This window comes from Mycobacterium sp. 1081908.1, from assembly GCF_001673535.1.
Lineage (GTDB): Bacteria > Actinomycetota > Actinomycetes > Mycobacteriales > Mycobacteriaceae > Mycobacterium.
Genome location: NZ_LZLY01000053.1, coordinates 1 through 21,886 on the forward strand (window position 1 = coordinate 1; position 21,886 = coordinate 21,886).

Genomic DNA, 21,886 nt, shown 5'->3' on the forward strand with positions numbered 1-21,886 from the left:
TAAACCACGCTCCTCGCCCGGCTGCTGGCGTGAAATCGAGAAGCAGGTCGAGGCCAAGCGCCCACCTCGACGACCCGGTCGCCGATTGCCGCGGGGGCAGCGGTGGCGGGCGCGCCGCGCGGGTCTGCGCCGCCGAGGGCGGCAGATTGGGCCGGGGCGGCGGGGGCTGCAGCGGTGTGACCTGGGTCGGCGCCGCGGAGGGGGGCTGCTGCGCCGGCGTGACCGGTGGTCGCGCGGCCCGGGGATCGGGTTTGCGCTGTCGCTGCGGGGTCCAGTTGCGACCGTCCCAGTAACGCTGGGCGCTGGGGTCTTGCGGATCGTCATACCAGCCGGGCCGGTTGGGCGTCGTCATAGGCCGATCCTCCCCTGTTACCGAACTGCACCCGCAGACGCGAGAATACGCGCGGTTATATCCGATGCCCCCGCCATGCGCCTCAGTCGCGCAGCGTGCGGCCCTCCGAGTCGGGCACCTTTCCCACGAGAATCATGATTCCGTCGATCAGCGGCCAGATGGCACCGATCCCGCAGGTCAGCCAGGACACCGCGATTTGGGCGATACCGATGTTGGTGTAGCCGAGGTAAAAGCGACCGACGCCGAAACTGCCCACAAAGATCTGCAGCAGCCCGGCGAGGAGCTTGCTCTTGTCCGACAGCGGCCGGCCGTAGGCGTCGATGCCGAACGGCGCGCCCCCGTACGGCGCGACGCCCGGGCCCGCGCCAGCGGGATTCGCGTGCCATTGCTGGCCGTCCCAATACATTTGGCCGGGCTGGCCGCTGGGGTCCGGGTACCACCCGGCGGATGGCTGTTCGGTCATTGTGTTTCCCTCTCTGCTGAAGGCGATGAATGCGCCTGCGTCTCACCGATTTAGCCGCGATCAACGACGAGGCTCATCATCGCACCGGCGACCCGGATTTGTTCGGGATGGGCCTCAGTTCGCCCGCAACCGATCGACGATGAGCGCTCGCGCGGCGCGGCCTTCCCGGGTCGGGGAGAGGGGGTAGACGTGCACCAGGCCGGGTTGTTCGTGGTAGTCGATCTGCACGCCGGCCGCCGCGGCCTTGTCGGCCAGTAGTCGCGCGTCGGGGTTGAGGATGTCGCGGGTGCCGCTGAACACGGTCAGCGGTCCCAGGCCGGACAGCTCGGCGTTCAGGGGGCTCACCAGCGGGTCGGTCATCGGCAGGTCGCCACACCAGCGCTTGGCGAACTCGAGCAGGCCCACCCGCGTCAGCCACGGATCGTCGACCGCGTCGATCAACGGGTTGCCCAATGACACGTCGAGAACGGGCGAGATCAGCACGGTTTCGGGCAGTATCAGGCGGTGCTGGTCGCGCAGTAGCACCGCCGCCGACAGGGCCATCTGCCCCCCGGCGGAATCCCCCGCCAGGCACACGCTGTGGTCGGGCGTCGCCCTCTCGGCCACCAGCTCGGCGATCCTGGGAACCACCTCGGCCGCGGTGGCGAACGGCGCCAGCGGATAGATCGGCACGACGACTTGCACTCGCGCCTCGGCGGCAATCTGGGCCGCCAATCGCCAATGCTGCGAGGCGATTTCGTTGACCCAGGCCCCGCCGTGCAGGTAGACGACCGTCGAGTGCGGCTCGTGCAACGAGTGCAATGTCAAGGAATAGATCGGCCAAATCGATTCCCGGTCCAGGCGTAGATCGACGTTCTTGGGCAACCCTGGCGGGGGTCCGTAGAACTGCGGATGCGCGGCGCGCCGGTCGATGTGATCGCGGGCGGTTTGCGCGCTGCGGTAGGGCCGCGCCCGCGTCAGGTGAATGACGGCCGGGAGCGCCCGACTCCTCCAGCTGAGACTCACCTGATCTGGACTCCCCGCTTGCGCACCCACACCAGGGCGGCGACGGTTCCCGCCATCCAGACCGCGGTGGCGATGGCCAGGTGCACGAAGCTCTTGGTGTCGCGCCCGAACACCGGCCAGATCAGGGCGGGGACTTTCGTCCACAGCAGGCGGTGCTCGACCCCGTTCATCGGGTCGGCGACGTAGTACAGCGCGTACGGCAGCGTCAGCGCCAGGATCCAGGCGCCGGTGCGGCGACGGTCGCCACGCTGCCGCCACCGCCGAAGCAGCGGCTCGACGCTCACCGGGTGCACCACCGAGAAGAAATTACCGACGCCCAGCCAGGACACGATGGGCACCGCGACGGTGGGGATCGTCACGGCCAGGCTGCCGGGCGTTTGGAACCACAGGGTGAGGACCATCGCCGTCACCAACGTCGGCAGCCCGACGATCGCCAGCAGCGCCAGGTTCTTGATCAAGAGCACTCGCCAGAACGGCACCCCGTCGGACAACGCCTGTTGGACGCGGTAGTGATCCGCGCCGAGCAGGTTGGTGGTGGTGACGTCCGCGAGCACCCACGAGGAGAAGTAGGTGCCGACCAGTACGGCCCAGTCGTGGTGGTGACGCCCGGGCGTCAACGGCTGCACCAGCAACCACGCCGCGGCGAAGACGATGTTGGCCACCACCCCCATCAGCCAGTTGCGGGGCGGAGTGAACGCCCAGCGGATCTCGGCGCGGACCGCCGGCCCGAGCTTTTGCTGCAAGTCCTTGGCGGCCCGCCGGGCCGCGGCGGGCCGGGGCGCCGTCGCGCGCGCCGCGGCGAGCAGCGCGGCGTCCACCCGTGGCCGCATCGTCGCCTCTGGTTCCAACATCTGCTCCCCCACCCTAGAGTGGCCGTTCGTGCCACCACCGGCTCTAGCAACGCTTTTCACCGCGTGTCGTCGTGGCTGTTCCCTAACTCGACGGCCCGAGGAGGCGCCGGTGCAGCTCCTCGGTGAGGAGGTGAATCTCGCGGGTGAGCTGGGTGTTGGTCTTCAGCTCCAATTCCTGGGTCTGGAAGTCATGGTCGGCCCTGGCCTGCTGGAAGGCCGCCTGGCGGTTCTGGCCGATCATCACGAAGGTCGACAGGAAGATCGCTTCCAGCGACACCACCAGGGTCAGGGTGGGCCAGGGGCTGGGCTCCAAGAACAGCATCCACACGCCGAACAGCGCCGCATGTATCCAGACGAAGTTCATCGACCCGGCAAACGCGGTGATCCGGTCGGCCAGGCGCAGCTGCAGGTTTTCGCTACGCCGCCTCGCCTCGTCCAGGACGGCCGGGTGGTGCACCTGCCCGCCTCGGAGAAGCCGGCGCGGAATCAGTTGCGGGCTGTGGTGATGGGCATCGGCCTGTGTAGTCATAGGACCCGTTCCTCCTCGGTGCGGTCGCGGCGCGCGCCGCCGGCTAATGCTACTGAGGTGGCTTCGCGCGGGCCGACGCCCGATTGCCCACAGCTAGAACGTGTTACAGTTTGCCCACCACGCGCGTAAGGAGGCCCGCATGGACGCCGTCGCAGCGGCCTGGCCGACCGAAAACCACAGCGGCGCAATCACATCCCGCCGCGCGTGATCCCGAACCGCAAGCGCGTCGTCGTCGCCGGACTGGGCGACGTCGGTGTCCTGACCGCCATCCGCCTGGCCCGGCACGCCGACGTCGTCGGGATCTCCGCCAAACCCGCGCTGGTGAGCGGCCAGGAACTCGGGGTCCGGCTCTCCCGACCGGAGGATTGGGCCCGCGACTACTGGATCCCGTTCGACAAGTTCCGCCGCCTGGACGGCGTGCGCACGGTGCAGGCGACGCTGACCGGCCTCGACCTTGCGGCCCGAACGGTGTTGGGCCGGCGCGAAGACGGCACACCCGTGGCCGAGGAGTACGACGCGTTGGTCATCTCGACCGGCGTCAGCAACGGCTTCTGGCGCCGCCCGACGCTGCAGTCGCCCACCGAGATCGGCGCCGAGCTGCGCGCCGCCCACGACCGGCTGGCCGCGGCCGAATCGGTGATCGTCGTGGGCGGTGGGGCGGCGGCGGTGAGCAGCGCCGTCAACATCGCGACCACCTGGCCTGGCAAGCGGGTGGACCTGTACTTCCCCGGCGAGCGGGCGTTGGGCGAGTATCACCCGGCGACGTGGCGGCGCATCCGGAACCGATTGATCGACCTCGGCGTGGGCCTGCACCCCGGCCACCGCGCCGAGGTCTCCGACGGCTTCTCGGGTGAGGAGATCACCGGGGAACCGGTCCACTGGAGCACCGGGCAACTCCCGGCTTGCGCCGACGCCGTGCTCTGGGCGATAGGCCGGGTGCGGCCCAATACCGATTGGCTCCCAACGGAACTCCTGGACGAAAGCGGCTTCGTCCGCGTGACACCGCAGCTGCGGGTGCCCGGTCACCGGGGGGTGTTCGCGGTCGGGGACGTCGCGGCCACCGACCCGCTGCGCAGCTCCGCCCGCAATCGCGGGGATGCGTTGGTGGCGGGCAACATTCGCGCCGAGTTCGCCGGTCGGGACCTGCACGCCTTCCGCACTCCGGGCCGGCGGTGGGGCTCGTTGGTGGGCATCCAGCCCAACGGGCTCGAGGTCTTCTTCCCCACCGGCCAGTCGTTCCGCTTCCCGTCGTGGTCGGTCGAGCGGGTGGTGATGCCGTGGATCGTCCGGTGGGGCATGTACCGCGGGATCCGCGAGAACCGGCCACTGCGGGGGCTCAGCTCTTGATCGACCCGGTTCGCTTGGTGGTAAACGTCGCGACGCACACCATGGCGCGGTCGCCGCGCTGCCACGATTCCCGCGTGGGCGGCATGATCGCCAAGTCGATGTCGGGATCCAGCAGCGCCGTGGGCGCGTAGGACGCCAGGTCGTCCTTGCAGTCCTTGCCGAAGGCATCGAATCCGGACTCGCCGGGGAACGGGCCGTCGGGAATGGTCACGATCCCGGCCACCTCCGCCGCGTGCGGGCGGTCGCAGCTGGTGGTGTCCACCGAGGAGATTCGGTTGCCCCTCGGCAGCTCGGCGAAGCAGTCCCCGACCTTGATGTCCCGCGCACTGACGGTGTGTGTCGGCGAGAGGGCGAGCGCAACGATGATCGCGGCGATGCCGGCCGCCCACGCGCCGGACAGCGCGAGCCCGGCGATCGCCAATCCTCGTCCGCGCTGCCCGCCGGGCTTCGTCTTGCCCAGCGCGATCACGCCGAAAATGACGCCGAGCAGAATTCCCCCGAAAGCGCCGAAAATCAGTGAGGCGATGGCGAATCCGCTGGTGGTCTGGGCCGGCGGCGGTTGCCCGTAGCCCGGCGGCGGGTACGGGCCCGGCGGGTACGGCGCGGGATAGTGGCTCGGCGGGTACGGCGGCGGATAGGGTCCCGCCGGGTACGGCCCCGGGTGGGGCGGCGGATATCCAGCCTGGGGCGGGGGTGGCTGGTATGGCGGCGGCGGGCCCGGGTCCATCGGATGCGACATGCCTAACTGTACGACCGGCGATGTCGGCGCGCCGCGCAGAGGCGGCCCGCGGTGATCCCATGCCTCTAATCGCCTGTGCGCGTGAATGTTTCGTCGAAGTCGACGCTCCACTGGCAGTCGGCGCGCCCCGACGACTCGTCCAGATGGTCGTGGCCGATCAGCTGCGTGATCGGATCCTGTGGCGGTTGCGGCAGCGCGTACTGACCGGTGGCTCGCGCGTAGACGGCCCCGCCACAGCCGGGATCGTTGTCGTCGTGTTCGACGTGCAGGGTCCAGTTCCCGCCCTCGTACACCAGCGGTGTGTCAATCGCTTTCGAGTGGAAATAGCTCATGCACCGATCCCCGGTGCGCAGGCAGTCGGTGACGACGGCCTGGTCCGCCTGTTGTGGTGCGATCCTGGCTTTGAATTTTCGGATCAGGTGGTAGCGGCCGTGCAGGGCCTCGGCCGGCGAGCCCACCCGCGGCGGTAGGGCGCTCGGGTCGGGCAGCTTGTTGACGTCGACGTCGCCGGAGCGGGTGAAGGTCACGGTCCGTTTTTCGTTGCAGGCGTTGGCCGACGCCCCGCGATATTCGCCGGCGAAGGTGCCGTCCGGCCGCGCCTGCAGGGTCAGCACCTGCCACACCTCGGCCGGAGCTTCTCGGCACTTGTCCGAGCCGATCGTCACGGCCACCCAGCGCCCGTCCACCTCGTCGAAAACCGCGCTCGGGGCGAGCCTCAGCTCGCCGCCGACGCGTTGCGCCGTCGCCCGGCAACCACTCGACCCGCACGCCGAGCGGACGGCGTACGTGTCCGTTTCCGGGGCCGCGCCCTGACCCGGGACGCCCTCGAGGGTGGTGCCCTGCCCGAAGCGCACATGGTAGACGCCGGTGAAGGGGCCGGTATTCGGCGCGGCGGCGGCGGTATTTCCCGGCGCGGCCGCGGGATTGGTTGTGGCGGGGTGGCTCGGCTCAGCGTGCCGGAGAAGCTTCACGCCGGCGAAGACGCCACCGGCGACGACGAGCGATGCGATGCCCACCAGGGCGCCGATGAGCGCGCGGGGACGCCGGCGGGGTCGCATTGCGGGAATCGTCGCGTCGATGCGGGGCTGGGTGTCCGGGAATGGGATGTCGCCGGCCCGGGTGAAGCCCGGGCCCAGCTGCCGGGCCAGTTGGTCGGCGAATTCGCGGCAGCTGCCGAACCTTTCGGACGGCTCCTTGGCCATCGCGGTGGCGAACACGGGACCCAGGGCCGCGAGCTCCGGGCGGCGGGCACCGATCGAGGGCGGGGCGGCGTGGATGTGTTGGTTGATCACGACGGCGGGGTTGGAATCGGCGTAGGGCGCCGACCCGGTCAGCAGGTTAAACGCGGTGCAGGCCAACGCATATTGGTCGGCGCGGCCGTCGACCCGCTCCCCCTTCAACTGCTCGGGCGCGACATAGGCCACCGTGCCGACCGTCATGTTGGTTGCGGTCAGGCCGGTCGCGTCATCGATGCGGCGCGCCAGCCCGAAGTCCGCGAGGTATACCCGCCGCGCCTGACCGTCGGGGTCGGTCAGCAAGATGTTGGCCGGCTTGACATCACGGTGCAGCAAGCCCCGGCCGTGCGCGTAATCCAGCGCCGAGCCGACCGCCGTGGTGATTGCCACCACGTCTTCGAGCGGCAGCCCGCCCGGGTGGTTTTCGCGTAACAGCCGGCCCGCGTCGGTGCCGGCGACGTAGTCCATCGAGATCCAGAACTGGCCGTCCTCTTCGCCGCGGTCGTGGATCGTCACGATGTGCGGATGGGACAACCCGGCCGCCAACTCGGCCTCCCGCATGAAGCGGCCCCGGAACTCCGGATCGCCCGTCAGGTCCGCGGGCAGGACCTTCAACGCGTCCTCGCGCGGCAACCGGGGATGCGCCGCCAAGTACACCTGGCCCATCCCGCCCGCGCCCAACACCCGCACGATCGTGTACCCGGCAAACATCTGACCAGCCTGGAGCGACATGGCAAGATCGTAAATGCTCAAGCCGCGGCGGCACCCAAATTCCTGCCGAATACAAAGCCGCGCCGTCCGGGCAAACGCGCTCCCCGTTAATCGCCGGTGCGCGTGAACGTTTCGTCGAAGTCGGTGCTGAGCTCGCATGGCGCGCTCTGTTCCTGGTGAGCGCGGCCGGTGAGCTTGGTGATGGGGTCCCCCGGCGGTTGCGGCAGCGGATACTGTCCGTTGGATTTCATGCGCGCGGTGCCGCCGGAGTGCGGGCAGGTGACGTCGGCGTCGACGTTCCAGGTCCAACGTCCGTCCCCGAATACCAGCGGCTGGTCGGCCGACGGTTCGTGGAAGTAGCTCATGCATCGATCGACGGTGCGCAGGCAGTCGGTCCTGACCGCGGTGTTCAGCTGCTGCTGCGGGAGGCCGTTCGCGAAGTTTCGCGTCACGCGGTAGCGGCCGCGCAGGCCCTGGGCGGGCGAGGCCACCCGCGGCGGCTGGGCCCCCGGGTCGGGAAGGGTCTTCACGTCGACGTCGCCGGTGCGGGCGAGGGACACCGTGCGCTTGTTGGCGCAGGCGTTGGCGGAGGTCGCGGTGTATTCGCCGTCGAGGCCGCCGTCGGGCCGGGGCCGCAGCGTGAAAACCTGCCAGAACTCCGCGGTCGCCTCGCGGCACGCGTCTTGCGCCACGGCTACCGCGACCCAGGCTGCGCCGATCTGGTCGAACACGAGTGTCGGTTGCCCCGCGGTTTCCCCGCCGAGGCGGGACGCGGTCATCACGCAGCCGGCGGGCCGGCACACCGAGCGCAGGCCGTACGTGCCCGTCAGCGCGGGCGGTAGGCCGGCGTCCGGGACGTCGTCGAGGGCCATGTTCAGCCCGAACTCGGCGCGATACGTGCCCGTGAAGGGGCTCGCGGGCGGGGCGGTGCGGTGCGGACCGGTGAGCTTCAGCGTCGCGACGACGCCGGCGGCGACCAGCAACACGATGCCGGCCAGGGCGACGAGGACCCCGCGGCGTCGGCTCACCCGCCTCCAGACGGACGGTTTCACCCATTGCGGCGCAAGCACAGTCGGGTCCGACGCTTGTTGGGCATCCGAGTGGGCCATGTCGAGGTGCCGGCCCAATTCCTGGGCGAACTCCCCGCAGCTGTTGAACCGGCCGGTCGGGTCCTTGGCCAGCGCGCGGGCGAAGACGGGGTCCAGGCCGATCAGCTCCGGCCGGTGCGCGCCGATCGACGGCGCCGGCGCGCTGACGTGTTGACCGATGACCACGGCGAGGTTCGGCCCGCCGAACGGCGGCCCACCGGCCAGCAGATGAAATGCGGTGCACGCCAGGGCGTATTGATCGGCGCGGCCGTCGACCGATCCCGCCATCAATTGCTCGGGCGCCGCGTAGGCCGCCGTGCCGACCGCCATCTTGGTCGTGGTCAGTCCCGCCGCGTCATCGACGCGGCGGGCGATGCCGAAGTCGGCCAAAAAGATTCGTCGCGGCTGCCCGTCCGAATCGGTCACCAGGATGTTGGCCGGCTTCACGTCGCGGTGCAGCAGGCCCCGGTGATGCGCGTAGTCGAGCGCCGACGCGACCGCATTGATGATCGCCATCGCGTCGTCGACCGCCATCCCGCCCGGGAATTCCTCGCGCAACAGCCGGGCCGCGTCGGTGCCTGCCACGTATTCCATCGAGATCCAGAACTGGCCCTCGTATTCGCCGCGGTCGTGGATCGCCACGATGTGCGGATGGGACAGGCCGGCGGCCAGCTCCGCCTCCCGCTCGAATCGCTCGCGGTATTGGGGATCGGCGGTGACTTCGGTCGGCAGCACCTTCAGCGCGTCCTCGCGCGGCAACCGCGGGTGCGAGGCCAAATACACCTGTCCCATGCCGCCCGAGCCCAGCAGCCGCAGGATGGTGTATCCGGCAAACACCTGACCGATCTCGAGCGCCATGGCCGAATCGTAGATCCACGCGGATCAGTGGCTGTTGAGCAGCAGCATGAGCCCGTAGTCCATGTGGGTCTGCTGATGGCAGTGCAGCAGCGACAAGCCCGGCTGATCGGCCACGAAATCGATCTCCATGCTTTGGTAGCCGCCCAGCATCGCGACGTCCTTGCGCACCCCGGCGGTCGGTGTCCCGGCGATGCGGGTGATTTCGAAGGTGTGGCGGTGCAGGTGCATCGGGTGCAGGTCGTCGGTCGCGTTGCGGAAGCGAATCCGGTAGCGCTTGTCGCGTTGCAGATCCAGCACGGGCTGATTGGTCTGCATCGAATACGCCGTGCCGTTGAACATCCAGACGTTGAAGCCGTTGTCGGCGGCGTTGCGTTTCTCGATCAGCATCTCGATGGTGCGTTCCGGTGGCGGCAGCGGCGCGGGAGTGGGCGGCGCGAACAGCCGGTAATCCCATTTGAACGGTGGCGGCGCCGCCCACTGCGCCTCGCCGCCGCGTCCGGCGTATTCCACCACCACGCCCATGCCGTGGCCGCGGTCGTCGTCGGACAGGTCGCCGAGCACCCACACGCCCGGGTTGGTCATGTTGACGAACGCCGAAATGCGTTCGGCCGCACCGAGCCACAGCACCGGCACCGGCGCCGGATTGGGCACCGGGTTGCCGTCCACCGCGACGACGTTGAAGGTGTGCCCGGGCAGCGCCAGGCTGCGGGATTCGGTGGCGCTGCCGTTGAGGACATGCAACAACACCCGCTGCCCGGGGCGCACGCGGATGGGGTCGCCGTGGCCGAGCATGCGCCCGTTGACGGCGAAGGCCCCGTAACTGACCTCGAAGCCATGCGGCTCGCCGCGGGCCAGCGAGGCCGCCATCGCCGCCTCGCCCTTCTCCTTGAGGTCGGCGTCCGGTTCGCCGGCCAGGAAATCGCTGGCCATGTCGCCCCCGCGGCTGAAACTCGGCTCGAATTCCTTGAGCGTCAGGAAGATCTCTTGGTCGTAGGCACCGGGGTTCTGCTTGGGTTCGATGTAGACCGGGCCGACGAGGCCGCTGTACTGGCCGCGGGACAGGTCGGCGCGCGGCACGACGTGGGTGTGATAGAAGCGGAAGCCCGGCGGGCCGGGCACAAACGAAATGCGCCGCATGCCGTGTGCGGGGATATCCGGGGTGCCCTCCTCGGCCGAACCGTCGACGTCGACGCCGACCTGCTGCCCGTGCCAGTGCAGCTGCTCGGGGGAATCGGTGTCGTTGAAGATGTCCACCCACGTCCGCTGCCCCTCCTTGAACCGCAGCAAGGGACCCGGGAATTGGCCGTTGTAGGTCAAGGTCGACACGGTGTGGTCGGGCGCCAGCTCCACCGTTGCGGTGCCGATCCGCAGCGTGTAATCGGGCTTGCCGGCGGGCGGCCCGGGCGGCGCGCTCCGCGAACAGGCCGCCGCCACACCGGCACCCCCGCCGGCGCCGATCAGCGCCAGCCCACCGAGGAAGCGGCGTCGGTCGAACGGCATCAGCGCCGCTCCCGAACGAGGGTGGGCAGCAGGAATTCGATTCGGTCGTTCAGTTCGGTTGCCACGCGCCGGAATTCGGGGTAACTGGCCCGGCCGGCCGCGGCGGACGGGTCCGGCAGGCTCCAATGCATCGTCGTGGCCACGCCGTGGTCGTCGGCGTATTCGCGGACCTTGTCGCACAACGTGATCACGCAATCGAAGCGCCGACGGGATACGGCGGCCAACGGCCGGGGCCGGGCGCCGCCGAGGTCGATGCCGTACAGGTCGCGCATGATCCGCACCGCGTTCGTATGCAGCTGCGCTTTGGGATGGCTACCCGCGCTCGCGGCACGGATGCGGCCCCCGCCCTTCGTCCGCAGCAGCGCCTCGGCCATCGGCGAGCGCGCGCTGTTGCCGGAACACAGGAACAGCACCGACCCGGCCGGCCGGGTCGTGGCAACGGGCGCCAGCGCGGGATGCAATGCGCTTGCCGCCCCGGCGAATTCCGCCGCGCACCTCGCCACGTTCAGGTGGTAGTAGGTGTCGCGGGCGTCGAAATTGCTGCGCCGCGCGTCGATCAGCCCGGCCGAGCGCAACAGCCGCAGGTGGTACGACACCAGGTTCTGCGGCTCGTCAACGGCGGCGGCCAACTCGCGTACCCGGTGGTCGCCGGCGGCGAGCTCGGCCAGCAGCGCCCACCGCACCGGGTGCGACGCCATCTGCATCAGCGGTGGAACTTCCGCCCGCTTGGTTGCCCCCACGCATCGGACAATACATCAAACTAGTTTGATAGGTTGGGCGCGTGAATGAGCTCCGCCGGACCCTGGGCGTGTTCGACGCGGTGGTGATCGGACTGGGCTCCATGATCGGCGCAGGCATCTTCGCGGCGCTCGGCCCCGCGGCGCGCGCCGCCGGCTCCGGGTTGCTGCTGGGCCTGGCGGTGGCGGCGGTGGTGGCGTACTGCAACGCCACGTCCTCGGCGCGGCTGGCCGCCCTCTACCCCGCCTCCGGCGGCACGTATCTGTACGGCCGCAAGCGGCTCGGCGATTTCTGGGGCTACCTCGCGGGCTGGGGCTTCGTCGTCGGCAAGACCGCCTCCTGCGCGGCGATGGCCCTGACCGTCGGCTCCTACGCGTGGCCGTCGCAGGCGCACGCGGTGGCCGTGGCTGCGGTGGTTGCGCTGACGGCGGTGAACTACGTCGGGGTGCAGAAGTCGGCGTGGCTGACCCGGATCGTCGTCGCGGTGGTCCTCGCGGTGCTGGCCGCGGTGGTCGTCGCCGTATTCGCCTCCCGCGGCGCCGGCGCCGAGCAGTTGCATCTGACGGGCGTCACCGCCGGCGGCGTGATCCAGGCCGCGGGTCTGTTGTTTTTCGCCTTCGCCGGCTATGCGCGCATCGCCACCCTGGGCGAGGAGGTGCGCGATCCGGCGCGCACCATCCCGCGGGCCATCCCGCTGGCGCTGGCGATCGCCCTGGCCGTCTACGCGCTGGTGGCCGTCGCCGCGCTCGCCGCGCTGGGGCCGCGGCGTCTCGCCGGGGCCGCCGCGCCGCTGTCCGAGGCGGTCCGCGTGGCGGGGACGGGCTGGCTGGCGCCGGTCGTGCAGGTGGGTGCGGCGGTCGCGGCGCTGGGCTCGCTGCTGGCACTGATCCTGGGGGTCTCGCGCACCACCCTGGCGATGGCGCGCGACCACCACCTGCCCCACGCGCTGAGCGCTGTGCACCCGAGATTCGAGGTGCCGCACCGCGCCGAGCTGCTGATCGGTGTCGTCGTGGCGGTGCTCGCCGCCACCGCCGACCTGCGCGGGGCGATCGGTTTTTCCTCGTTCGCGGTGCTCATCTACTACGCGGTCGCCAACGCCTCGGCGTTCACGCTGCGCCCCGACGAGGGCCGTCCACCCCGCGCGATCCCGGTGGTGGGGCTGGTCGGGTGCGTGGTGCTGGCGTGCGCGCTGCCGCTGTCTTCGGTGCTGTCCGGCGCGGCGGTGCTGGGCATTGGTGTCGCGGCGTACGCGATTCCCCGGCGATCCGAACGGGAAGACTGAGCGGGTGGCCGAGCCCGGAACAGACGCATTCGAAAAGCTGGTGTCGCTGCTGAACTACCCGATGTTCGTCGTCACCACCCAGGCCGGCGGCGCGCCGGCCGGCTGCCTGGTCGGCTTCGCCAGCCAGGCCAGCATCCATCCGCCGCGTTTCCTGGTCGGTCTGTCCACCAAGAACCACACGTTCCGGGTGGCCGGCGGCGCCAGCCACCTGGCTGTGCACGTCTTCGACCGCGAGCACCTCGGCGTCGCGGAGCTGTTCGGCAGCCAGACCGGCGACAAGATCGACAAGTTCGACCGCTGCTCCTGGCATCGCGGCCCGGAGCAGCTGCCCATTCTCGACGACGCGGCCGCGTGGTTCGCCGGCAAGATCCTCGATCGTTTCCCTCTCGGTGATCACGTCGGACACCTGCTCGAACCGGTCGACGGCCGGCCCCCGCACGAGCTCGAGCAGTGGGTGTCCTTCGGCGACGTCCGCCACCTGGAACCGGGCCACGAGGCCTGATGTGACTCCCCGCGTGGGCGCCGTCGGCGACATCGCCGAACTCGCGTCGTACTACGCCGATCCCCCGCGCGGCGTGCGCGCCAACATGATCTTCAGCGCCGACGGCGCCGCGGCGTTCACCGGTCGCGCCGGCCCGCTGTCCTGTCCCACCGATCAGCGGCTGCTGAGGATCCTGCGGGGCTTCGCGGACGTGGTTCTGGTCGGCGCGGGCACGGCGCGCGCCGAGAACTACGGCCCCGTGCGGCTCGCCGACGCGCGGCGGGCCGCGCCGCCGCCGATCGCCGTCATCACCCGCACGGGCGAGCTGCCGGCCCGGCTGTTCAGCGACCCCGACCAGCCCCCGATCCTGGTCACCTGCGCGCGCTCGGCGGCCCGCCACGACCTGGGCACCGACCCGCGCCGGCGCATCGTGGTGGCCGGCGAGGATTCCGTCGACCTCACGCGCGCCGTCGCCCTGCTGCGCGCGCAGGGCATGGACCGCATCCTGTGTGAGGGCGGCCCGACCCTGCTCGACGAGCTGGTGGAGGCCGACGCCGTCGCCGAAATCTGCGTCACGCTGGCCCCCAAGCTGGCCGGGAGCCAGCCCGTCGGCACCCGGCGGGCTGCACGGCTGCCCGTGCCGGTCGAGATGCGGCTCGAGCACGCCTTGGCCTGCGACGATTACGTGTACCTGAAATACCGCCGCTGAGCGGGGTCAGGGCCGGGGATAACCCCGGCGGACGGTGCGGTCGAGAATCCCCAGGGTCGCCCGCAGCGCACCCTCGGAGAGCACCGGAAAAATGCCGGCGTCCCGCCACTTCGGGTCGATGTTCGACCAGTCGTAGAACGACGTGACCACGGTGGACGCGCCGTCGTCGGCCGGCTCGAGCAGGTAGCCGTAGACGTGGCCGATCTGCGGGCGGATCTGGCCGAGAATCGTCCACGAAATTAGCCGATCCTTCTCGAACTCCTTGATGTCGACGGTGACGTCGTATTTGCCCAACTGCGGATAATCGTTGAGCGAATCGCGGTCCATGTGGACCACGAAGCTGTCGCCGACACCCGTCACCGGTTCGCCCTCGGCGCCCTGCAGCATTCCCGAGGAATCGATGGCGACGTGGCCCTGTGGATCGCAGAGCACCGCGAAGATGTCGGTTGCCGGGGCCGCGATGGTGCGACGGGTCTCGATGCGGTCTTCGGTCATGGGTCCTCGCAGCCGGCGCAGACAGCCTGATTTGCCTCGCCGGTTACTCTACGTCGCCGCGGCCGCTCGGCGTCAGCGCCGTCGCGGTTGCTGGACGATCGCTCGGCATGCAGCGACGCACGGGGCTTCCTATGATGAAAGCTTGGGGAAAATTTCATCGAATTGCCTGCGCGACAAAATCTTCAGTCCATCGTCGTCCGACTTCTTCTCGCGGGCACCAAGAGGAGGATGACCGGCGACGTGAGCGAGTCAAACGGCGAGGACGAATACCGCAATTTGGCGGTGAACCGACTGCGGCCCAGCGAGCTTCAATGGGCGCTGAACAACGATTCCGTGCACGGGATCGCCTACGCGTTCCGCAACCCCGTTGCCGTCGCCGAGTCGATCGACGATCCGCAGGACGACCGCAAGACCTACCTGATCCGGGTCAGGCGTGACGATTTGGCCTCGGCGCTGGGAAAGATCAACGACTGGATCGTCAGAAATCCCGGCCCGGCGGGCATGCACGCCTATGGGTTCGTGCGGGCGCTGTCGCGCGAGGGGCTCAGCGAAAAGACCGGCGACGAGGAATGCTGCTGATCCGGCCCACCGGCCGCCGGGTGTCGTAGCCAGCCGACCGGGAATTAGCTGGCTTTCTGGCAATTCAGCGTGCCCCGCGGTTGCCCGAACCATTAGCCTTATGCCTGGCACGCCGCGCTTCGGTGTGGTTTGCGGCGCGTGGCGGCGGGTGAGGAGTCGGCGATGGGTGACACGACCGCGGATTCGCGGGAGGGCTCGCAGTTCGGGCCGTATCGGCTGCGGCGGCTGGTCGGCCGCGGCGGCATGGGCGACGTCTACGAGGCCGAGGACACGGTGCGCGAGCGCATCGTGGCGCTCAAGCTCATGTCGCAGACGCTGTCCAGCGACCCGGTCTTCCGCTCGCGCATGCAGCGCGAGGCCCGCACCGCGGGGCGGCTGCAGGAACCGCACGTCGTGCCGATCCACGACTTCGGCGAGATCGACGGCCAGCTCTACGTCGACATGCGCCTGATCGACGGCAACAACCTGGCCGCGACGCTGAGCCGGTTCGGGCCGCTGTCCCCGCCGCGGGCGGTGGCGATCGTGCGCCAGATCGGCTCGGCGCTCGACGCCGCGCACGCGGCCGGGGTGATGCATCGCGACGTGAAGCCGGAGAACATCCTCGTCAGCCGCGATGATTTCGCGTATCTCGTCGATTTCGGGATCGCCAGCGCCACGTCGGACGAAAAGCTGACGCAGTTCGGCACAACCGTGGGAACGGTGAAATACATGGCCCCGGAACGGTTCAGCGAAGCCGAAGTCACCTATCGGGCCGACATCTACGCGCTGGCCTGCGTCCTGTATGAGTGCCTGACCGGTTCCCCGCCCTACGCGGGCGACACCATCAGCGTGATGGGGGCCCACCTCAACCAGGCGATCCCGCGCCCCAGTGCCGCGCGCCCGAGCATCCCGGTGGCCTTCGACGGCGTGATCGCCCGCGGCATGGCCAAGGATCCCGCGGCGCGCTACGCCACCTGCGGTGATCTGTCGGCGGCCGCGTATGCCGCGCTGGCCACGCCCGATCAGGATCGGGCCACCGACATTCTGGAGCGCAGCCAGGTGGCCAAGCTGCCGGCCGCCTTCGCCGGCCAGCCGCCCAGCGGTTTCGCGGCCATGCCCCCGTCGGTCATGGCGAACCACGCGCCGCCGCAGGCTACGGGGTGGCCGACGGGATCGGCCTCCGGGGCTCCGATGGTCGGGGGCGGGCCGGTGCCGCAGCCGACGGGGTGGCCCGGCACTCCCACCTGGGGCACGGGCGACATGGGCGCGCCGCTATGGGGACAGCCGCCACCGAGCAATCGCAAGCCCTTGCTGTGGATCGGCGCCGCCGCGGCGGTCGTGGTGGCCGTGGTGATCGGGTTGGTCGTCGTCGCCGCGCATCCGTGGGAGTCGTCGACCCCGTCGGCCCGGTCCTCCACGCCGACGTCGGCGGCGCCCCCACCCGACGCCGTGGAGCTCAAGGTCCTCGACGACGGTGTGTCCATCGGCAGCGCGGCCGCACCGACGACGATCGACATCTTCAACGAGCCGATCTGCCCGCCGTGCGGCAGCTTCATCCGGTCGAACGCCGGCGATATCGACAGCGCGGTGAACAACAAGAAGCTGGCGGTGCGCTATCACCTGCTGAACTTCCTCGACGACAAGTCGCACAGCAAGAATTATTCGTCGCGCGCGGTGGCCGCGACGTATTGCGTTGCGGCGCAGAATGATCCGAAGCTCTACATGAACTTCTACTCGGGCCTGTTCGCCAGTAACTTTCAGCCGGCGGAGGACGCGCCGGAGGACCGCACCGACGGCGAACTGGCGCAGCTGGCCAAGACCGTCGGCGTCGACGCCAGCGTGATCGATTGCATCAAGGCGGGCGATGACGTCGGCACCGGTAAAGCCAAGGCCGCGGCCGGGGACGCGACGCTGACCGGGCTCAACGCCACCGGCACGCCGTTCGTGTGGGACGGCACCAAGTCGGTGAACTATCAGGACCCGACCTGGCTCACCAAGCTGCTCGGGTAATCCGCGTCCGGCGCTAGGGATGCGGCGTGGGAGTTTGTGACGGACCCATCATTCCGCCCGGGCCCATCATTCCGCCCATTCCGCCCTGGCCCATCATCGGGCAGCCACCCTCACGGCCGATGTAATAGCCGCGGTGCCAACCGGCGTGGGCGCCGGAGGACCAGCCGAGGAACAACCCCCAGAAGAAGATTGACCCGACGATGAACACCACGCCGGCGACGATGACGACCCATGCCGCGGCTTGGCCCAGCCGGCTGGGCGCGCCGTGTCGGTTGTCGTAGCGGGATTGCTCCCTCGCGGCGGTGGTTTCGATCGGGGGTTCAGGTGTGTCGGTCATGGTTCGAAGGATCGCACACATATACCCCTCGGGGGTAGAGACTATTGACCCTAGCCGTCGGCCGCGAGCGTGCCGCTAATCGCCGGTGCGCGCGAACTTCGCGTCGACATCGGTGCTGCCGCAATTGGTCCCCGCGGAGTTCGTCACGTCCTCGTGACCATGCCCGGTGAGCAGCGCGATGGGGTCCTGGGCCGGTTGCGGCATCGGGAAATGCGCGACGATCCTGACATGCGCGGTGCCGCCCTTCGAGCAGCGGCCGTCGAACTCGCGGTCGTAGATCCACTCCCCGGCCCCGAATACCAACGCCATGGCCGAAGCCGGGGGCGCGTGGAAAAAGCTCATGCACCGATCGCCGCTGCGGAGGCAGTCCGTGCGGACGACGTAGTCCTGCTGACCCTTGAAACCGGTTGGGGTGACATCGGATTCGTGGTAGTGGCCGCGCAGCGCCTCGGCCGGCGACACCACCCGCGGCGGCAGCGCGTTCGGGTCGGCCACGCTGGCGAGGTCGACGTCTCCGGTCCGGGTGAAGGTCACGTTCCGTTTGTTGGCGCAGCCCTTGCCCATGATCTCGGTGGCCTCCCCCGCGAGCGTGCCGTCGGGACGCGGTTGCAGCGTGAAGGTTTCCCAGAGCTCGCCTTCGGCGTTGCCGCCGCCGCACGTGCTCGAACCGGTGCTTACCGCCTGCCAGGTTCCGCCGACCTGATCGAACACGATCGTGGGCACCTGCATGGTCTCGCCGGTCAGGCGCGTCGCGGTCGCCACGCAACCGGTGGGGCGACACGCCGAGCTGATGCCCCAGGTTTCGGTTGACGGCGCGGCGCCCGGGGGCGGCATGCCCTCGATGCTGGTGATCCGGGCGAAGTCGGCCCGGTAGACGCCGGTGAAGGGGCCCGTGTTGGGCGGCGGCCCCTTGGGCGCGGGGCTGGCCGTGGGCGCCGCCGCGTTCGCCGGCTGGTGCGACTGGGTGAGCTTGTCGGAGGCGAAGACACCGCCGCCGATCAGTAGCGCGACGCCGGCCAGGGCGGGGATCAGTACCGCCGGGCGGCGGCCCAACCGTTTCCAGGCGGCCGGTTTCGGCTGCAGGGGGACTGTCGGCGCGGCCACGCCGAACGAGGGTTGGGTGATTTCGCTGTCCGGCCGCGCCGGGATCTCGCCCGCGTAGGCGAAGCTCGGAAGCGGCTGCCCGCCGAGGTGGGCCGCGAACTCCCCGCAGCTGGCGAACCGGCCGGACGGCTCTTTGGCCATCGCGGCGGCGAAGACGGGATCGAGCAGCGCCAACTCCGGCCGCTGCGCGCCGATCGACGGCGGCGGGGCGTTGACGTGCTGGCTGATCACTACGGCGGGATTGGTGTCGACATACGGTTGCCCGCCGGTCAGGAGGTGAAACGCGGTGCAGGCCAAGGCGTATTGGTCGGCGCGTCCGTCGATCGGCTCGCCCTTGAGCTGCTCGGGCGCCGCGTAGGCCGCCGTGCCGACCGTCATGTTGGTCGCGGTCAGCCCGGTCGCGTCATCGATGCGTCGGGCGATCCCGAAATCGGCCAGGAACACCCGCCGCGCCTGCCCGTCGGGCTCGGCCAGCAGGATGTTGGCCGGCTTGACGTCGCGGTGCAGCAGGCCCCGATGGTGCGCGTAGTCCAGCGCCTCGGCGACCGCGGTGATGATCGGCACCACCTCGTCGAGCGGCATTCCGCCGGGATGGTTTTCGCGCAGCAGCCGGCCCGCATCGGTGCCGGGCACGTAAGCCATCGAGATCCAGAAATGGCCGTCCTCCTCGCCGCGGTCGTGGACCCTCACGATGTGCGGATGCGACAACCCCGCCGCCAGGTCGGCCTCGCGCACGAAGCGGGCCCGGAACTCCGCGTCGGCGGTCAGGTCGGGCGGCAGCACCTTGAGCGCGTCCTGGCGCGGCAGCCGCGGGTGCGCCGCCAGATACACCTGGCCCATGCCGCCCGAGCCGAGCAGCCGCAGGATCGTGTATCCGGCGAACACCTGGCCGGGTTCGAGCGACATGGCCGAATCGTAAGTCTTGTCTTCGCGGCTTTGCGGCACTTTGTGTCCCTTTCCGGTCTGTTACGGGGCAAGGCCCGTCAGCGGAAAGGTTGCGGCACACCACTTGGCAGAAGTTGGCGAGTTTCTTGCGAAATTCTTGCGCCCGCGGCGCACGCGGATCGTCGGGCGTGGGGGCCGCGGATCACCGCCGCTGGCGCGGTCGGCCCCCACACCCGACGATGTCTATCACAGGATGTAGAGCATCTCCTGGTAGGTGGGCAGCGGCCACAGGTCGTCGGCGACAACGCTTTCCAGCGTGTCGGCGGCCGTGCGCACCACGGCCATCGCGGGCAGCAGCTCCTGCTGGGCGTGCGTGGCCTCCTCGAGCGCCGACGAGGCCGAGTGATCCGCCAGCGCCGCCTTGAGCGTGGTGAGCGCGGCCTCGAGATCGGCGATCGGACCCGAAACCGATTCCAGCGCAGTCAAACTCGGCTCGATTCCGACGGCCTTGAGGCTCGCCACGTTCTGCGCGAGCTCGGTCTGGTACCGGATCGCGGCGGGCAGGATCACCGTCGTGCCCAGCTCCAACGCCAGCTTGGCCTCGACCCCGATGGTCAGCGCGTACTGCTCCAAGCGGACCTCGTAGCGGCTGTGCAGCTCGCGCTCGTTGAACACGCCGTATTTGCCGAAGAGTTCGACGGCTTCGGGCTTGATCAGCTCCGGGATCGCGTCCAGCGACGTCTTGAGGTTCGGCAAGCCGCGCTCGGCCGCCTCGATCTGCCAGTTCTCCGAATACCCGTCCCCGTTGAACACCACCGCGCCGTGCTCCGTGATGACGTCGGTGAGCAGTTTCTGGACCGCCTTGTCGAAGTCCTCGCCCTTGGCCACGGCCTCTTCCAGGATGGTGGCCAGGTAGTCGAACGAGTCGGCCATGATCGTGTTGAGGATGATCATCGGCACGGCGACGGTCTGGCCGGAGCCGGGCGCGCGGAACTCGAACCGGTTGCCCGTGAAGGCGAACGGGCTGGTGCGGTTGCGGTCGCCGGCATCGGTGGGCAGCGGGGGCAGCGTGTCGACCCCGATGATCATGGTGCCCTTGCCCTTTGAGGACGTGGCCGCGCCCTTGGCGATCTGCTCGAACACGTCGGCGAGCTGTTCGCCGAGGAAGATCGAGATGATCGCCGGCGGTGCCTCGTTGGCGCCCAACCGGTGATCGTTGGTGGCCGACGCGACCGAAACACGCAGCAGCCCGGCGAACTTGTGCACCGCGCGGATCACCGCGGCGCAGAACACCAGGAACTGGGCGTTCTCGTGCGGGGTGTCGCCCGGAACCAGCAGCGAGCCCAGCTCGGCGTTGCCCACCGAGAAGTTGACGTGCTTGCCCGATCCGTTGACGCCCGCGAACGGCTTCTCGTGGAACAGGCACTCCATGCCGTGCTTTTTGGCCAGCGCCTTGAAGACCGTCATCAGCAGCTGCTGGTGGTCCGAGGCGATGTTGGCCCGCTCGAACATCGGCGCCACCTCGAACTGGCCGGGGGCCACCTCGTTGTGCCGGGTCTTGGCGGGAATGCCGAGCTTGAACAGCTCCCGCTCGGTGTCCATCATGAAGCCCAGCACTCGCTCGGGCACCGCGCCGAAGTAGTGGTCGTCGAACTCCTGGCCCTTCGGCGGCTTGGCGCCGAACAGCGTGCGGCCCGCGTTGACCAGGTCGGGTCGCGCCAGGAAGAAGTGCCGGTCGACCAGGAAGTACTCCTGCTCAGGACCACAGAACGACACCACCTTGTTCAGGTCCTTGTGGCCGAACAGCGTGAGGATGCGCTCGGCGTGCACACCCATGGCCTGCTGGCTGCGCAGCAGCGGCGTCTTGTAGTCCAGCGCCTCGCCGGTCATCGAGACGAAAATCGTTGGGATGCAAAGGGTGTTGCCGTTCGGGTTCTCCAGGATGTAGGCGGGACTGGTCACGTCCCAGCCGGTGTAGCCGCGCGCCTCGAACGTGCTCCGCAGTCCGCCCGAGGGGAAGCTCGAGGCGTCGGGCTCACCCTGGATGAGCGTCTTGCCGGCGAACTCGGCGAGCGTCGTCCCGTCGGAGACGGGCTCCAAGAAGCTGTCGTGCTTCTCCGCGGTCAGGCCCGTCATCGGGTAGAAGACGTGGGCGTAGTGCGTGGCGCCCTTCTCCAGCGCCCAGTCCTTCATCGCGACCGCGACGGTGTCGGCCACCGCGGGGTCGAGCTTGGCGCCCTTCTCGATGGTCGCCACGACGGACTTGTACACCGCCTTGGGCAGCCGCGCCTGCATCTCGGCCTTGGTGAAAACGTTGGAGCCGAAGATCTCGCCGGGGGCTTCGCCGGCCACGAAACTGACGGCCGGGGGGGCATACGCCTCGACGTTGTTGATCGCCTGCAGACGAACCGCGTTTCCGCTCAATTGAGTTCCTATCGCTGAGGGGGGCCCACGATTTCCGCGCCGGAAAGTGGACCGCCCCACAGTAGGAACGTTCGATGGCGAACTTGTTACGCCGGTGTCACCGGTGGAACCGAAATGGTTTCGATCGTGAGACGCGCCGTCTTTTGCGCCGAGTCTGCGTCCAGAGCGGTGATTTTCGCGTTTTG

At 69.5% G+C, this 21,886-nt stretch carries 20 protein-coding genes; 6 read left to right on the forward strand and 14 right to left on the reverse strand.

What is annotated here, in order from left to right; translation table 11 throughout:
• The 5 genes from A5655_RS27770 to A5655_RS07385 all read right to left on the reverse strand — a co-directional run.
• Positions 1–352: DUF2510 domain-containing protein (locus A5655_RS27770; protein WP_156764754.1), on the reverse strand; the 352-nt coding region annotated here is incomplete at its 3' end.
• An 82-nt stretch (positions 353–434) separates the two neighbouring features.
• A complete protein-coding gene (locus A5655_RS07370) occupies positions 435–815 on the reverse strand; it encodes an NINE protein (RefSeq protein WP_082978539.1) in 381 nt (126 codons plus the stop codon).
• A gap of 114 nt (positions 816–929) precedes the next feature.
• A complete protein-coding gene (locus A5655_RS07375; protein WP_067007501.1) occupies positions 930–1,820 on the reverse strand; it encodes an alpha/beta hydrolase fold domain-containing protein in 891 nt (296 codons plus the stop codon).
• The gene (locus A5655_RS07380) at positions 1,817–2,671 is read right to left on the reverse strand and encodes a hypothetical protein (protein WP_231999095.1); all 855 of its coding nucleotides are present in this window, start codon (positions 2,669–2,671) and stop codon (positions 1,817–1,819) included. Before A5655_RS07380 ends, A5655_RS07375 begins: the two co-directional genes overlap by 4 nt.
• Before the next feature lie 82 nt (positions 2,672–2,753).
• The gene (locus A5655_RS07385) at positions 2,754–3,200 is read right to left on the reverse strand and encodes a DUF1003 domain-containing protein (protein WP_082978540.1); all 447 of its coding nucleotides are present in this window, start codon (positions 3,198–3,200) and stop codon (positions 2,754–2,756) included.
• A 207-nt stretch (positions 3,201–3,407) separates the two neighbouring features.
• Here A5655_RS07385 and A5655_RS07390 point away from each other — a divergent pair, with 207 nt between their 5' ends.
• Positions 3,408–4,547 (forward strand): FAD-dependent oxidoreductase, encoded by a 1,140-nt coding sequence (locus A5655_RS07390; protein WP_067007559.1) that lies wholly within the window; start codon positions 3,408–3,410, stop codon positions 4,545–4,547.
• Here the strand turns inward: A5655_RS07390 and A5655_RS07395 are convergent.
• From A5655_RS07395 to A5655_RS07415, 5 genes are all read right to left on the reverse strand, one after another.
• Entirely contained in the window at positions 4,537–5,286 is a 750-nt protein-coding gene (locus tag A5655_RS07395) for a DUF4190 domain-containing protein (protein ID WP_067007507.1), read from the reverse strand. The genes A5655_RS07390 and A5655_RS07395 overlap by 11 nt on opposite strands.
• A gap of 65 nt (positions 5,287–5,351) precedes the next feature.
• Positions 5,352–7,253, reverse strand: a complete 1,902-nt coding sequence (locus A5655_RS29205) for a serine/threonine-protein kinase (protein WP_156764755.1) — start codon at positions 7,251–7,253, stop codon at positions 5,352–5,354.
• 86 nt (positions 7,254–7,339) lie between these two features.
• A complete protein-coding gene (locus A5655_RS29210; protein ID WP_067007513.1) occupies positions 7,340–9,178 on the reverse strand; it encodes a serine/threonine-protein kinase in 1,839 nt (612 codons plus the stop codon).
• 24 nt (positions 9,179–9,202) lie between these two features.
• Positions 9,203–10,678: a multicopper oxidase family protein gene (locus tag A5655_RS07410; RefSeq protein ID WP_082978541.1), complete on the reverse strand. Its 1,476-nt coding sequence runs from the start codon at positions 10,676–10,678 to the stop codon at positions 9,203–9,205.
• Entirely contained in the window at positions 10,678–11,418 is a 741-nt protein-coding gene (locus A5655_RS07415) for a helix-turn-helix domain-containing protein (RefSeq protein WP_082978542.1), read from the reverse strand. The genes A5655_RS07410 and A5655_RS07415 overlap by 1 nt, the downstream gene beginning before the upstream one ends.
• Before the next feature lie 41 nt (positions 11,419–11,459).
• Between A5655_RS07415 and A5655_RS07420 the strand changes: the two genes are divergently transcribed.
• From A5655_RS07420 to A5655_RS07430, 3 genes are read left to right on the forward strand one after another with little or no spacing between them, the layout of a single operon-like run.
• The gene (locus A5655_RS07420) at positions 11,460–12,698 is read left to right on the forward strand and encodes an APC family permease (protein ID WP_067007516.1); all 1,239 of its coding nucleotides are present in this window, start codon (positions 11,460–11,462) and stop codon (positions 12,696–12,698) included.
• Between the two features lie 4 nt (positions 12,699–12,702).
• A complete protein-coding gene (locus A5655_RS07425; RefSeq protein WP_067007519.1) occupies positions 12,703–13,200 on the forward strand; it encodes a flavin reductase family protein in 498 nt (165 codons plus the stop codon).
• A gap of 1 nt (position 13,201) precedes the next feature.
• Entirely contained in the window at positions 13,202–13,888 is a 687-nt protein-coding gene (locus A5655_RS07430; RefSeq protein ID WP_067007522.1) for a pyrimidine reductase family protein, read from the forward strand.
• A gap of 6 nt (positions 13,889–13,894) precedes the next feature.
• Here A5655_RS07430 and A5655_RS07435 read toward each other — a convergent pair whose 3' ends face one another.
• Positions 13,895–14,383, reverse strand: coding sequence for an SRPBCC family protein (locus A5655_RS07435; protein WP_067007525.1), 489 nt, complete (start codon positions 14,381–14,383; stop codon positions 13,895–13,897).
• Between the two features lie 282 nt (positions 14,384–14,665).
• On the opposite strand from A5655_RS07435, the gene A5655_RS07440 reads away from it, so the two are divergent.
• Positions 14,666–14,962, forward strand: a complete 297-nt coding sequence (locus tag A5655_RS07440) for a hypothetical protein (protein WP_369807189.1) — start codon at positions 14,666–14,668, stop codon at positions 14,960–14,962.
• Between the two features lie 162 nt (positions 14,963–15,124).
• On the forward strand, positions 15,125–16,951 hold the full coding sequence (locus tag A5655_RS07445) for a serine/threonine protein kinase PknE (RefSeq protein ID WP_067007570.1): 1,827 nt from the start codon (positions 15,125–15,127) through the stop codon (positions 16,949–16,951).
• A 13-nt stretch (positions 16,952–16,964) separates the two neighbouring features.
• Here the strand turns inward: A5655_RS07445 and A5655_RS07450 are convergent, their stop codons facing one another.
• From A5655_RS07450 to A5655_RS07460, 3 genes are all read right to left on the reverse strand, one after another.
• Positions 16,965–17,288, reverse strand: a complete 324-nt coding sequence (locus tag A5655_RS07450) for a hypothetical protein (RefSeq protein ID WP_067007528.1) — start codon at positions 17,286–17,288, stop codon at positions 16,965–16,967.
• Between the two features lie 75 nt (positions 17,289–17,363).
• On the reverse strand, positions 17,364–19,298 hold the full coding sequence (locus A5655_RS29215) for a serine/threonine-protein kinase (protein WP_067007573.1): 1,935 nt from the start codon (positions 19,296–19,298) through the stop codon (positions 17,364–17,366).
• Positions 19,299–19,523: 225 nt separating this feature from the next.
• On the reverse strand, positions 19,524–21,701 hold the full coding sequence (locus A5655_RS07460) for a glutamine synthetase III (protein WP_067007531.1): 2,178 nt from the start codon (positions 21,699–21,701) through the stop codon (positions 19,524–19,526).
• Positions 21,702–21,886: the final 185 nt, after the last annotated feature.